This is a genomic window from Oribacterium sp. FC2011 (genome assembly GCF_000701645.1).
Lineage (GTDB): Bacteria > Bacillota > Clostridia > Lachnospirales > Lachnospiraceae > Oribacterium.
On sequence record NZ_JNJM01000005.1, the window covers coordinates 88819 to 103263 of the forward strand.

The following is a 14445-nucleotide window of genomic DNA, read 5'->3' on the forward strand; positions in this document are numbered from 1 at the left end:
TTTATTGCTCCTTATCATTCGTTTCATCCAGCTCTTTTGTGAAAAGCTCATCTATAACCGATTCATTTTTCACATAGCGAAGCATAACATCGCGAAGCTTACAGTCATTATCCTGACCAAGCAAGCCGGACATCTCATTTATTATGTCAAAGGTGTCGCCTTTAAGACGTACTTTGTTATCGGCTTTTATAGTACCGCTTTCCACAAAGTCTTCACCCTTTTCTTCATCATATATCTGATATTCTGCTCTTTCTCCGCTGAAGAGTGTTACCGGACGGACGTAAATATTCTGATATACACGGCTTATCTCCACTTCTTCAAAGTCACGCTCATCAGGTAATATCCTTAAATACAAGGACGGTCTTATGGACTTTTCGCCATGATATTCAACGTAATATCTGTCCATAACACTGTCAGGAATACGGATTATATCACTGAGAGTTCTGATGTAAGGGAATACCAGTTTCTTCTGTATAAGAATATCCACAATCTCCTGAAGAACATATTTCTCTTCGCCCGTAAGCTTCCTGTTTTCTGACATATACTTTGACATGGAAAGAAGATAGATTACAGGAACTTTTTCCTTATATCTCTCGTCATGTATGATGCCGTATACATCGTGAAATACCTCTTCAGATACATTTTTCCTGTATAGGAAATAATCTATACAGCGTTTGGTTATATAAGCCCTTATGAGTACATTCTGAGGTGCCGAGCTGTGTCTGTAAATATGATAAACCTCATCAAGGTCATCATCGGCCCAGCAGAAGATCATCTGTGCCAGAAGCCTCTCTGCCATATCATTGATTCCGGCACCTGCTTTCTGACCTCTCCTTAAAAGCTCCAGCATATCCTTTGAATGGCCATTGTATTCCCTGAGAAGGAAATTCAATATATCCATATCCAGAGAGCCTTTGCGGAATGTACGAAGCGCCAGCATCATAATTTCCTTTGATTCTCCTGCTTGCTCGTCTATTATAAGAGCTTTTATCAGTTTTTCAAGATACGGCATCTCAATGTCAGTTTCACCAATCTCAAGGATAAGCTTATACGCTTCCTTAAACATGGAAAGCTTTATGTATGTGCAAAGAAGAATATCCTTTTCTTTGGCATCGAGATATTTGAGATCTATATTCTTTAATATCCTGATATCCAGGCTGCTGAGATCCTTATCAGAATCCTTGGTAAAAGCCTGATGATAATCAAGTATAACCTTATTAAGGAAGGTGCGATATGGCTTCGAAATATCCATATCTGTCATAACCTGCTCAAGCAGTCTCAACTGGGCTATGTCAGCTATACCCTTATTTGCAATGTTTCTTGCTCTTGAAAGCTTTAACATGGCATGCTCAGGCAATATCTCAAAGCACTTTCTTTCCAGCTCTTCCTTATGCATTATGCGGGTTGTTTCGTATACAACATCCGTATAACGATTTCCATAGGCATCCTGGAATAAAAGCTCACTGTTTTCAAAGAAGATGGGGATGTAAGCATTACCCTCTTTTAATGCATATACCTCTTCACGGTCAAGCTCCCTGTACTTAACAACCACGTAGCTAAGACGCCTATCGTTTGTTGTAAGTCTGTAGGAATGAAGAATAGCAGGGAATACCGAGGCTATCCTTTCGTCTATCATGTCCGCAAGGATCATCCTGTCATAAATAACACTCAGACGCTGGTTGAATTCGGACTTTAACAGCATATCTATAGCATAGCTTTGAATCCTGTGTTCAAATCGCTGATATATATCATCGGATTCTTTGAAATTCACAATGACATTGTAATAAAGAGGAAGCTTCATGTTTTCCTCTATGGAGCGCTCATAAGCAAAGTACAGATATACTTCTCTGGGCAGTAATCCTTTATAGCCCTTGGGCATGGCATAAACATAATATTCGTAAAGCCTTGTGATGGTAGATCCCATCTCTATGGCTCTCTGATATATGTCAAAGGCCATCTTATCGGTTGCCCCTTCTCTTATGCAAATGCTGGCTGCCTTTTCTATGAGAGGTTTATCATTAACCTTCAAAGGAAACAGCTCTGTCTTTTCAGGCTCATTCTCATCAGGAATAATGCTTTCTTCGACATCCGGTTCATCAGTACCTGAACCCTGCTCAGGAGGGAATCCAAGTGCTCTCAGAAACTGTTTCAGGGCAATGTTTCTGTCATGTCCTCTCCTGAGTCCCCGGTAAATGGTATAAATACCCGAGTCCCTCATGAAAGGAGCATTTTCAAAATCACTGTAATCAAATACTCTTTTTGAAAGATCAGGATTCTTTTTACAGAAATCTATAAAATCTTCTTTTGTTTCAAAACGTGAAATAAGCTCACCTGATTTGTGGGATGAACAAACATCAAAAGAATACGGGAGCTTAAATTCGCCTCCGTTTGATACTATACAGAGCTGTCCGTCAATCTTGTCTCCATCCTGCAGGTTATGGGTATCAACAGAACACTTGATACGGGATCTGATACCCCCGAAAGCATCCTTTTGTACGGTTACTGCGGGATTGTCAGAATATATGAGTCCCTTTAGCAGTATTCCGTTCTCAGAATAAATGATCAGATCGAACTTGGTGAGTTCCCCCACATCGACAGTTCCCTTAAAAGATTTATCACTTAATTTAAGCAAAGGACGGTCTATCTCAACTATTCCTCTTGCTAATTTATTTATACGTTCTTTCATACTGTGTTTTCTCCGAGAAAATCTCCATGTATTTTAACACAGAAAAGGGTCTTATTAAAGAGTAATTGTAATACGGAGGTTTTGTTGGTATCATTGTATAGGCGAAGAACGAAAAGACTTCCACTATCGTTTTCGGGCTTTTACATTAAACCAGTAAAGGAATCTTATATGATAACAGAACCTATCACACTGTATAAGCTTATGATCTTATACTTATTAAAAACCGTAAACTATCCTTTAACAAACAATCAGTTAAGCGGATTTTTCCTTGATTACGAATACACAACCTATTTCACATTACAGCAGGCCATTTCAGAACTTGATGATGCAGGCTTTATAAAAACCCATCAGAGCAAGAAATCAACCCGCTATGAGATCACCCAGGAAGGTTCCAATACTGTTGACCTCTTCGGAAATGATATCTCCTCCGGTGCCATCAAGGATATGGATGACTTTCTAAAGGAAAACAAGATAAAACTCCGTCAGGAATCCTCGAATTTTACAGATTATTACGAAACCGAAGGCGGCGATTACATCGTTCACGCTGAAGTCAGGGAAGAAAACTCCATTCTCTATGCTCTGGACATCAATGTACCGGATAAGGAATCTGCCGAGAGAATGTGCGTAAGGTGGAGTGAGAAAAATCAGGAGATATATGCATTCATAGTAAAGCAGTTGTTAAGTTGAAAACTGTTGAAAGAAATCTACGGGGTACTGTTCTCGCCGGCGAGAACAGTACCCCGTAAATAAGCTTAAAAATAAGGACGGTTCATCAAGAACCGTCCTTATTTTTATCATTAACCTTTTACAATAACCTCTTCAGGCTTTTCTGCATCCAGAGTCTCGATGTCCTCGCCGGTTTTCTGAGAAAGAAGCTTTTCGGCAGAAACAAGCTTGACGCAGAGTGTGAACAGATCGGCAGCTGTCTTAAGGTCTTCAAGTGGCGGATATGTTGGTGCGATACGGATATTGCTGTCCTTAGGGTCCTTATGGTAAGGGAAGGTAGCTCCGGCACCTGTGAGCTTGACACCTGCTTTCTTGCAATGATCTACAACAGACTTTGCACAGCCATCCATAGTATCAAAGCTGATAAAATATCCTCCGTTAGGCTTAGTCCATTCTCCTATTCCAAGGCCATCAAGCTTTTCGGCAAAAATCTTTTCAACCATTTCAAACTTTGGTCTGATGATATCCGCATGCTTACGCATATGCTCTACCATACCATGAATATCCTTGAAGAAACGTACATGACGGAGCTGGTTAACCTTATCGTATCCGATAGTCTGATGCTGCATCTGATTTCTTATATCATCCAGGTTGTTTGATGAGGTAGCCAGTGCCGCAATTCCCGAACCAGGGAAGGTTATCTTGGAAGTGGATGCAAATTTATATACCAGATCAGGATTTCCCGCACGTTTACACTCGGCAAGGATTTCAATAAGGTAATCCTGATTTTTATCATAAAGATGATGGATGCCGTAAGCATTGTCCCAATAAATTCTGAAATCCTTGGCAGCAGGACGGAGTCTGGCAAAACGACGGACTGTTTCGTCATTATAGCTGTAGCCTTGAGGATTGGAATACTTGGGAACGCACCAGATTCCCTTTATAGTTTCGTCTTCACTTACAAGCTTTTCCACCATATCCATATCAGGTCCGGTTGGTGTCATAGGAACATTGATCATCTCAATGCCAAAATACTCGGTTATTCCGAAATGTCTGTCATATCCCGGTACAGGACAGAGCCACTTAACCTTATCAAGCTTACACCAGGGTGTATTTCCCATAACGCCATGTGTCATGGATCTGGAAATCGAGTCATACATTACGTTCAGGGATGAATTTCCATAAATGATAATGTTGTTGGGATTATTCTCCATCATGTCAGAAAGAAGAACCTTGGCCTCATCTATTCCTCCCAGAACACCGTAATTTCTGCAGTCAGTTCCGTCTTCACAATACATGTCGGCACCGCTGGTAAGGGCGTCCATGAGTCCCATGCTGAGATCGAGCTGCTCTTTGCATGGTTTTCCGCGGCTCATATCAAGGCTCATTTCCATTGCCTGATATTTTTCATACTCTTTTTTAAGATTCACAAGCTCCTTCTGAAGCTCTTCTTTTGTCATTTTTGTGTAAGCTTTCATAAGTGGCCTCCCGCCTGTTATGTTTTTATACTTTCCGAGTATAATCAAAAAGCCCGATGCTTGCAAGCGTCGGGTGGTAGAAATCCATAACTCTTCGTGATAGCAGGGATAATCCAGTACACATTGAACAAGTGGTCGGACATCCATTTGAATGCGAGTCGCTTCGTCGGAAAAATCTAAGACAGACCCCCTAAGAACCACTAGGCCCTCGCCAAAGAAAGAATCCTCTCGGATTCTTTTGAACCGCTCAAAGCCGCGCGGCTCCCAGGATTAAAAAACAAATCCTGGGCAGAAATGTCAGATGTTTTCTTTATGAAAAATCTGACTTGGCGAGGGATCTAAGGAAAAAGGAACCAAGTGGTTCTAAGGGGGTCTGTCTTGATTTTTCTCGACTCAGCTCAACGCATTCAAATGGATGTCCGACCGCTCTACCCACACTATTCTGAAAGTAAAGGGTTACTGTCTAACGCTTCGACTCGGGTTTCGAGGAAAAATTTTTCCCGCTCGGCGTCTTCGTCTCCGGGGAACTGGGTGAGATAATTTTGTACTGCCTCGTAGGCTTCGCGCCATTTTGCGGTTTTCTCAAGGTAGACTATCTCGTCAAACTGAAGATCACGGTCGTTGGAGATTCCTGCTGCCTTTGCTGAATCAAGCTTCTCTCTTGCCGTTTCCGGATCGTTGTTGTTCAGAGCTTCGGTTGCCTCTGCTATCAGCTTTTTAGCATCAAGCTGGCCCTGGAACTTAAGATAGCTTTCCTTATCTCCATCAACCTCTCTTAATGTATCAATGGTCTTCTGAGCTGCTTCATAGTTTCCCAGCATATATTCGGCTTCTGCTCTGTAGAGAAGTATATCAAACTGGGTTTCGGTAACTTTTCCGTTACTGTTATCCAAAGCTTCGTTGAAGGTCTCAATTGCCTGCTCGTATTTAGCCATCTGAAGTTCTTCTATGCCCTTTTCCCGAAGTTCATATACCTTCTTTGAGGAACAGGCTGTAAGAAAAAGCATTGAAGCTATGATGATTGTTTTTCTTGTGAATTTCAATATTGGTCTGTTTTTAAACATGATTAATACTACCTGACAAATGAAATCTTAGTTCTTACCTGTAGACCCGAATCCGCCTCTGTCAGCATTTCCGAGAGAGTCTACTTCATCAAATACTATATGTGGCTGATGCTCAATAATACGGAACTGGGCGATACGATCGTTTACGTGAAGTTCCGTGTCTCTTGTTGCATATACCGGCATGCGTATAATGTCATTGTCACCGCAATAGGTCTCATCAATTACTCCGAGAGAATTGGTCTGGATGAGTCCGAAGTTTTTGAAGGTTGAACTTCTTGGCGCAAGGAGCATCTCGTAACCTTCAGGAACCTGAAGTGAGATACCCATGCTGATCAGCTTGAAATCGCCCTTTTTAAGGGTTACGTTCTCAGCAACTCTCAGATCGATCCAGTCGCTTTTTCCTGCTATATATTCAAGTTTTTCAATTTCGTTTGAGTGGTACTTAATTCTGATTGTCTTTTCCATCTTTATTCTCCTCATCTCCCTGATTTGTGTCCGGTGCGGCTCCCATGATATCGATAACTTCTTCGTTAACTTCCTTCTTGATCTCATCCTCCATTTCAGGGTTGAGATTTGGAAGATTATCCAAAGAACTTACACCAAATCTTCGCAAAAACTCCTCTGTGGTGGCAAATAATGCCGGACGGCCGGGAGCATTTAAACGGCCAACCTCGTAGGCAAGTCCGTACTCCACAAGCTTGTTGACTGCGTGATCCGATGATACTCCTCTTACTCTCTCAATCTCAGCCTTTGTAACCGGCTGTTTATATGCGATTATAGCAAGAGTTTCCATGACAATATCTGAAAGCACCGGCTTCTTGGGATGCTTTGCCACTCTGATAAGTCCGTCAAAACATTCAGGATTGGTTGTCATCTGGTAATGACTGCCTACCTTTTGGATAATGATCCCTCCGTGACGTTCTTCATATTTTTTTATCAATCTGTCAAGTGCCTTAAGTGCCGGCTTTTCTCCACAGTCAAGAGCTGTTTTTATTTCTTCAAGGCTGACAGAATTTCCTTTCGCAAATAATAGGGCTTCTATAATATTCTCCTCCATCTGGAGTTCATCGGTAAATTCCCTGTCTATTTCCTGTGCAAGCGCCTTTTCCTTTTCGGAAAGCTCATCTCCTTCTATGGGAAGTCTTAACTGTTCAACATCATTCATCAATTACAAGTCCTCCAGATTTGTAAGATCCAGTTCTTCATCGTTCTGATTTGGATCTTCAACTTCAGTTATATCCATATCTCCAAAAGGAGTATCCTGAACCAGGGTTATACGCCCCATTTTCATAAGCTCAAGTATGGCAAGGAAGCTTACTACCACATCCATTTTATCTTTTTTCTTTCTTATCATATGTCTGAAAGAAAACTTATGATGCCCACGGACATACTTTAAAACATCCCTGATACGGCCTTCCAGTGATATCTTTTCCTTCTTTATTACACCAAATTTTGAACGTACCTTATCTATGGAATCCTCTTTACGTCTCATAACATCTTCAAAAACTGTTTTGAGATTTTCCAGGGAAACATTCTTCAAAAGATCATCCAGATCGATGGGCGGAACATACTTTTCCACTTCCTTTGGTATAGTCGGGCCTTTGTAATAGAATCTATCTGCAGCATCCTCACGATCCTGAAGTATCTGCCCCATAAGCTTGTATTTTCTGTACTCAAGGAGTCTCTCAACAAGTTCTGCTCTCGGGTCAACTTCCTCTCCGGTTTCCTCATCCACTTCTCTGGGGAGAAGCATTCGGGATTTAATCTCAAGTAAAGTTGCTGCCATAACAAGGAAATCGGAAACGATGTCCAGATTCTCTTCTTCCATGTTGCTGACATACTCAAGATATTCTGCAGTGATCTGAACAATAGGGATATCAAATATATCAACCTTGTCTCTCTCGATCAGATGGAGCAGAAGATCCAGCGGACCTTCAAATTTATCCAGTTTATATGTGATTTCAGACATAAAATACTTCCTTATGGTTCAATGGTTATGAAGCTGATTTCCGGACGGTCATTGATACGTATATTTATAGAATGAGTTCCCAGTCCTCTGGTGTCTATCAATGTTCCGGTTTTATATTTAAATTCTCCTGCACATTCTTTTACAAAGAACTGATACTGCGGAGTCATAAGTGCTCCCAAACCCGGTAATCTTACAGTTCCTCCGTGATAATGCCCCGAAAGAACCAGATCTGCTCCATAGTCTATCATTTCTTTATAATACATAGGTGTATGAAGCAAAATGATATTGAATTTATCTTTATCAGGTTTAGAAATATGAAGGGAAATGTCCTCTTCTGTAAGCATTTCTTTGGTTCTCATAAACAAAGGCCTGTAGTAATCAAGCGGCAGAGTGAAGCCCGTCAGATCAAAGTCAGAGAAGCTTACGGTTTCATCGTCCAATACCTTTATACCTTCCAATGCCTGCTTCAGACGTGTGACTCTCTCCAAAGAAATATCCTGTATATATTTATCATATTTTGAGGTCTCATTGCAATCATTGAAACCGGCTTTATCCATGAGTCGCAGTTCATGATTTCCGTAGCTGAAATAAACCTTGTATTTGCTTTTAAGATCATTCAAAAGCTTTAATGAAACATCAATTTTATCTTTATCCTTATATTTCGCAGAATCACTAACCTTTCGGCATCTGATGAGATCACCGCCGATTATGATAAATTCCGGATTCAGTTCATCTATCATTTCTATAAGCTTTTCATTATTCTCACCAAATTCTTTTTCGTGAAGATCACTTATATATACAAAACTGTGAGCTTTATTCAGTTTTCCGGATTGAATTACATACCGGTAAACTTTTGGGTTATTTCTTTCCCAATTTGACATAGTTATAGTGATTATGACAAATATCAGTATGAAAAGAATGGTGTTTATTACAATTGAAAACATAAAACCTCTCGTTATATTATGTCAATCGGCGCGTTTATTAAATCTTGACAACTCTTTGGATTTCTTTCCAATATTTTAATATTTCGTGCAATTGTAACTATAAATCCCACACTCAAAAAGGTAACAAGTAGTATGAACAATTATTTTGAAGAACCGTCTTCTTATGAAGCTGTAATCTCTTATGCTCCGTTCTGGAACACTCTCAAAAAGAAAAGACTTTCTCAATACGATCTGGTGAATAAACTCTATATTTCTTCAAGTATGTTACAAAAACTAAGAAAAGATCAGCCTCTCACATTAAAGTCCATAGCCATGCTGTGCTTACGACTCAACATCCATCCTTCTGATATTTTCATCTTATGTCCCGACGGAAAGAAACCGGCAATCATTTAAACCTCATTATCATCCGAATTTGTTGCGTTCTAATGTAGACCCAATGATAATCTGCGAAGAAAAAAAGTGCCGGGATAAATTACCGACACTTTTATAATTTAAAAAAACTGATTATACGGAAGATGTACTGTCTTTTCCTGAAGTTTCGTCGTTAACAGGAGATGCATCATCGAGCTGTTCTGTAACTTCCTTAGCAGCATATTTCGCTCTTACTTCTTCAAAAGGCATCTTGCCTTTATTCTCCTGTGATCCGGATTCTGAAACAGAATCTGTATCCGGATTCTCAACAGTTGGAATTATTTCGGCAGAGCTATCATCATCAGAATTCTCTGATTCAGCATTTTCGTTAGTATACTTTTCCGGATGAAGCTTCATATCTTCTTCTTTCTGAACATCATGAAGGATATGTAAGAACTCTTTTCCTGTTATGGTCTCTCTTTCAATAAGATACTCAGCTATACGATCAAGTGCAAATCTGTTCTGGTTAAGTATCTCCTTAGCCTCTTCGTAGCATTCCTTAAGGATACGCATAACTTCCTGATCAACCTGTGTGGCAGTATCATCTCCACAATTCATGACTGTTCTTCCGGTATTGAGATACATGGATTCCTGGGTTGCAAGGCCCATAAGTCCGAACTTTTCAGTCATACCATACTGTGTAACCATGGCTCTTGCAAGCTTTGTGGCTTTTTCGATGTCATTGGAAGCACCGGTTGTAACTGTGCCGAATACTATCTCTTCAGCTGCTCTTCCACCAAGATAACCTACAAGCATGGCATGAAGTTCGTCCTTGGTATTGAGATATTTCTCTTCCTCAGGTACCTGCATAACATATCCCAGGGCTCCCATGGTTCTGGGAACAATGGTTATCTTCTGTACAGGTTCTGCATCCTTCTGGATAGCTGATACGAGTGCATGTCCAACCTCATGATAGGAAACGATACGTCTCTCCTCTTTAGAAAGGATACGATCCTTCTTTTCCTTACCAACAAGAACTACTTCAACTGCTTCGAAAAGATCAGCCTGTGACACTTTCTTACGTCCATGCTTGACAGCTGTAATGGCTGCCTCATTCATCATGTTGGCAAGATCCGCACCTACTGCACCTGAAGTTGCAAGGGCTATCTCATTGAAATCAACACTATCGTCAAGCTGGACATCCTTTGCATGAACTTTGAGGATATTGACACGACCTTTAAGGTCAGGTTTTTCCACAACTATACGTCTGTCGAAACGGCCCGGGCGGAGAAGTGCGGGATCCAAAATCTCAGGTCTGTTGGTGGCACCCATGACCATGATACCCTTGGATGCATCAAAACCATCCATCTCTGAAAGCAACTGGTTCAGGGTCTGCTCACGCTCATCGTTACCGCCGTATCTTGTATCTCTGGTCTTACCGATGGCATCGATCTCATCGATGAATATGATACATGGTGCAGACTGTGTTGCATTCTTAAAAAGATCTCTTACACGGCTTGCACCCACACCTACAAACATCTCAACGAAATCTGAACCGGAGAGGCTGTAAAACGGAACCTGCGCTTCACCTGCAACGGCTTTTGCAAGAAGTGTTTTTCCGGTTCCGGGAGGTCCCACAAGCAGGGCTCCCTTTGGAAGCTTTGCACCAATAGCGGTATACTTCGTTGGATTATGAAGGAAGTCAACAATTTCCACCAGTGATTCCTTGGCTTCGTCTTCACCGGCAACGTCCTTAAAGGTAACTCCGGTCTCTTTCTGCATATACATCTTGGCAGTGGATTTTCCGACTCCCATGAGACCGCCGCCGCCGTTTCCCATACGGCGCATGGTCATGTTCATGATCACAAAGATAAGCACAAAAGGAATAACTATGCTTATCATGGCTTCCATGATGTAACCTGAATTATCCGGCTTCAGCTTGTAAATCTCGACACCATGACGAAGCATGCGGTCCACAAGATTTTCGGCGTCAGCATTGACAGGCACTACATAATATCTCACATTCATCTGGCTGAGATACTGACTGTACTGATCCTTTGTATTTACCGGAGAATTTTTGACAGGAGCTTCTGCTGATGACTTAAGATATATGGTTATATCCGAGTCACCCCACTCCACTTCGGAAATCTGATTTCCGTCTATCATTGAAATGAACTCTGTGTAACTTACTTCCTGTGTAACACCTGAAACGAAAAATCCTCTTATCATGGTGTAAACAAAGAAAGTAATAACTGCGGCGATTATCAGAATGATAAAAGTCTGACTTGAATGATTAAATCTCTTTCCGTCATTACCCTGGCTGTTATTGTTATCCATCTAATACTCCATTCCCTTACCCATTTAAAATGGGCAGACTTCTGCTTTTAAAGCACTTTTAATTATAAAGAACGCATGAAGTAAAATCAAGACAGACTGTGTGAAGCGTTGGTTCACTATAGGCTTTTAAAGCGGACGCCTGAGCCGGAGGACAGCCATTTAAAACCGAGGCGCTTCGTCGGAAAAATCTAAAATCGTCCCCCTAAGAACCACTAGGCCCTCGCCAATGTCAGAGTTCTCCTTATGACAACATCTGACTTGGCGAGGGGGCTAAGGAAAAAGGAAACCAAGTGGTTCTAAGGGGGACGATTTTGATTTTTCAAGACTCAGCTTAACGGTTTTAAATGGCTGTCCTCCGGCTCTGGCTGGTCTAAATTCACAAATAAACCTATACAAAGCTGTCCGTCATTTCTCGAATTCATGTATGAAGATACCGGAGCGGAGTTTGGGCTCGAACCAGGTGGATTTGGGGGGCATCAGGAGGTTGTGGTCGGCTACATCGAGGAGTTCACGGATGTCGGTGGGATGCATGGCGAAAGCTACGGCGGGGCCGGTTTCTTCCAGGGTCCCGTCCATGGCATGGCTGTAGGTATGCTGGCTTACACGTTTTTCCAGTTCTTTTAAACCGCGGATGCCGCCAACGAATTCGATGCGTTTGTCTGTTCTTGGGTCTCCTATTCCGAGTAATGGTCCAAGTATCAGGTCCTGGAGTATGGAAACGTCAAGGGAGGCAACGGGATTGTTCTTTCGTGATTCCACAACTTCATCCTTGGCGCGGAGGAGGAACCATTCGCCGGATATGTACATGAGCATCTCGCCTTTTACCTTTGGTACGAAGGCTTCCTTTACATTAAATACGGTAAAGTTTTCTTCGATGCTCAGCATCAGTTCTTCAGGATCATGGCCTCTCAGATCCTTCACCACACGGTTATAATCAAGGATCTTTAACTGGTCATCAGGGAACAGTACTGAAAGGAAGTAATTGAATTCTTCTTTTCCTGAATAGTCCGGATGTTCTTCTCTTCTTTTAAGTCCTACCTTAACGGCGCTGGCTGCACGGTGATGACCGTCTGCAATGTAGGTGGCAGGTACTTCTGAGAATGCTTTTTCAAGCTGATCCACAATGGTCTTTTCAGAAATCACCCAGACTCTGTGTCTGATGCCGTCTTCCGAAACAAAATCATAGACAGCTTTGTTTTTCTTGGCCTCATTAACTATATCGGAAATTTCTTTTTTCTCCCTGTAGGCAAGGAAGATGGGGCCGGTCTGACAGGAGCAGGTATCTACATGTTTTATACGGTCCTGTTCTTTTTCTTCAACCGTGTTTTCATGCTTTTTACATACTCCGTTAAGATAATCATCAATTGAACTCAGGGCTGCGATTCCGGTCTGGGTGCGTCCGTCCATTGTTAGCTCATAAACGTAGAAGCAGGCTTCATTATCTCTTATATAGGTACCGTCTTTTATTCTTTCGGAAAGAAGTTCTGAGGCCTTTTCATAAACCTCGGGAGCATACATATCCTGATCCTCGGGAAACTGGGTTTCCGGTCTGTCAATGTTTAAAAAAGAAAGCGGGTGACCCTTGACTGCTTCCCTTGCTTCAGCTCTGGAATAAACGTCGTAGGGAAGTGCCGCTACTTCACTTACAACATCGATATTTGGTCTAATGGCTTTAAAGGGCCTGACTATTGCCATATCATATTCTCCTATGTCTTATACACAAAAATCAGTCGAAGTCACACTTCGACTGATAAATATTTCATATCCTGATATCCTTATCACTTAACCTTACGGACTCTCAGGATTCCTTCAATCTGTCCAAGATTCTCCAGTCCATCGTCTGTGAGATGCTTGTCTATATCCATTAAGGTATAAGCGAAATTACCCTTTGACTTATTCTGAAGTCCGTCAATGTTTATGGAAGCATCGCCGAGAGCCTTTGTGATCTGTCCCAGCATGTTGGGGATGTTTCTGTGAAGGATTGCGATACGTCCGCCGCTCTGGCAAACTCCCATATCAGTCTCAGGGAAATTGACTGAGTTATGGATATTACCGTTATCAAGATAATCCTGTACCTGCTCAACTGCCATTACCGCACAGTTATCTTCCGCTTCTTCAGTTGATGCTCCAAGGTGAGGAAGAACAACAGCTCCCTGCATGTTAGCGGATTTAGCATTAGGGAAATCGGTAACATAGGTCTTTACTTTGCCCTTTGCCAATGCTTCTGCGATGTCATCATCATTAACCAAAACGTCTCTTGCAAAATTAAGGATGTGAACTCCGTCCTTCATTCTGCTGATGGAATCTCTGTTGATCATGCCCTTGGTAGAATCAAGTGCCGGAACATGAACCGTGATATAGTCTGACTTCTCATAGATTTCATCAACTACTGCTGCGTGATGAACCTTCTGGCTTAATTTCCAGGCGGAATTTACTGAAAGATATGGATCATAGCCATAAACATCCATTCCAAGTTCAACTGCGGCATTGGCAACCAGGACACCGATGGCTCCGAGTCCGATAACTCCAAGCTTCTTACCCTTGATCTCATTTCCGGCAAAATTCTTTTTTGCTTTCTCAGCATTCTTTGCGATGTCAGGGTCGGAAGCATTGGCCTTGATCCACTCTGCACCTCCGATAACATCACGGCTTGCCAGCATAAGTCCTGCGATAACCAGTTCCTTAACGGCGTTGGCATTGGCACCCGGTGTGTTGAAAACAACGATTCCCTGCTCGGAGCACTTATCGATAGGGATGTTGTTTACTCCGGCTCCGGCACGTCCGATGGCACGAAGAGGCTTCGGAAAATCCATTGACTTCATATCGGCAGAACGTACAAGAACGCCTGCTGCATTATCGATACTGTCTACAAGTGTATAGCCCTTTCTGAATTTTGTGGTTCCCACACGGCTAATGTTGTTAAGGCAAAATATTTCACGATCTTTCATAT

General features: G+C 41.9%; 12 protein-coding genes. 2 read left to right on the forward strand and 10 right to left on the reverse strand.

Annotated elements, in window-relative coordinates; all coding sequences use genetic code 11:
• Window position 1: 1 nt before the first annotated feature.
• Entirely contained in the window at window positions 2-2686 is a 2685-nt protein-coding gene (locus tag T357_RS0105505; protein ID WP_031549577.1) for a DUF5717 family protein, read from the reverse strand.
• 168 nt (window positions 2687-2854) lie between these two features.
• On the opposite strand from T357_RS0105505, the gene T357_RS0105510 reads away from it, so the two are divergent.
• On the forward strand, window positions 2855-3373 hold the full coding sequence (locus tag T357_RS0105510; RefSeq protein WP_031549579.1) for a DUF4364 family protein: 519 nt from the start codon (window positions 2855-2857) through the stop codon (window positions 3371-3373).
• A gap of 110 nt (window positions 3374-3483) precedes the next feature.
• On the opposite strand, the gene T357_RS0105515 is transcribed toward T357_RS0105510, so the two are convergent.
• The 6 genes from T357_RS0105515 to T357_RS0105540 all read right to left on the reverse strand — a co-directional run bounded on the left by T357_RS0105515 (window position 3484) and on the right by T357_RS0105540 (window position 8807).
• On the reverse strand, window positions 3484-4830 hold the full coding sequence (locus T357_RS0105515) for an aspartate aminotransferase type Ic (protein WP_031549581.1): 1347 nt from the start codon (window positions 4828-4830) through the stop codon (window positions 3484-3486).
• A gap of 437 nt (window positions 4831-5267) precedes the next feature.
• Entirely contained in the window at window positions 5268-5894 is a 627-nt protein-coding gene (locus T357_RS19050) for a tetratricopeptide repeat protein (RefSeq protein WP_081828063.1), read from the reverse strand.
• A 27-nt stretch (window positions 5895-5921) separates the two neighbouring features.
• Complete coding sequence (locus tag T357_RS0105525; protein WP_031549584.1) at window positions 5922-6359, reverse strand: dUTP diphosphatase; 438 nt, start codon at window positions 6357-6359, stop codon at window positions 5922-5924.
• A complete protein-coding gene (scpB, locus tag T357_RS0105530) occupies window positions 6337-7059 on the reverse strand; it encodes an SMC-Scp complex subunit ScpB (RefSeq protein WP_081828072.1) in 723 nt (240 codons plus the stop codon). The genes T357_RS0105525 and scpB overlap by 23 nt, the downstream gene beginning before the upstream one ends.
• A gap of 3 nt (window positions 7060-7062) precedes the next feature.
• Entirely contained in the window at window positions 7063-7863 is an 801-nt protein-coding gene (locus T357_RS0105535; protein WP_031549588.1) for a segregation and condensation protein A, read from the reverse strand.
• A gap of 11 nt (window positions 7864-7874) precedes the next feature.
• Complete coding sequence (locus T357_RS0105540) at window positions 7875-8807, reverse strand: metallophosphoesterase (RefSeq protein WP_049962295.1); 933 nt, start codon at window positions 8805-8807, stop codon at window positions 7875-7877.
• A gap of 132 nt (window positions 8808-8939) precedes the next feature.
• Here T357_RS0105540 and T357_RS0105545 point away from each other — a divergent pair, with 132 nt between their 5' ends.
• Window positions 8940-9200 carry a helix-turn-helix domain-containing protein gene (locus T357_RS0105545; RefSeq protein ID WP_044916233.1) on the forward strand — a complete coding sequence of 87 codons (261 nt, stop codon included), beginning with the start codon at window positions 8940-8942 and terminating at the stop codon, window positions 9198-9200.
• 111 nt (window positions 9201-9311) lie between these two features.
• Here T357_RS0105545 and ftsH read toward each other — a convergent pair whose 3' ends face one another.
• From ftsH to T357_RS0105560, 3 genes are all read right to left on the reverse strand, one after another.
• A complete protein-coding gene (gene ftsH / locus T357_RS0105550) occupies window positions 9312-11495 on the reverse strand; it encodes an ATP-dependent zinc metalloprotease FtsH (protein ID WP_081828064.1) in 2184 nt (727 codons plus the stop codon).
• A gap of 405 nt (window positions 11496-11900) precedes the next feature.
• Window positions 11901-13190 carry a DUF1015 domain-containing protein gene (locus T357_RS0105555; protein ID WP_031549596.1) on the reverse strand — a complete coding sequence of 430 codons (1290 nt, stop codon included), beginning with the start codon at window positions 13188-13190 and terminating at the stop codon, window positions 11901-11903.
• An 83-nt stretch (window positions 13191-13273) separates the two neighbouring features.
• Entirely contained in the window at window positions 13274-14443 is a 1170-nt protein-coding gene (locus T357_RS0105560; RefSeq protein ID WP_031549598.1) for a phosphoglycerate dehydrogenase, read from the reverse strand.
• Window positions 14444-14445 lie beyond the last annotated feature (2 nt).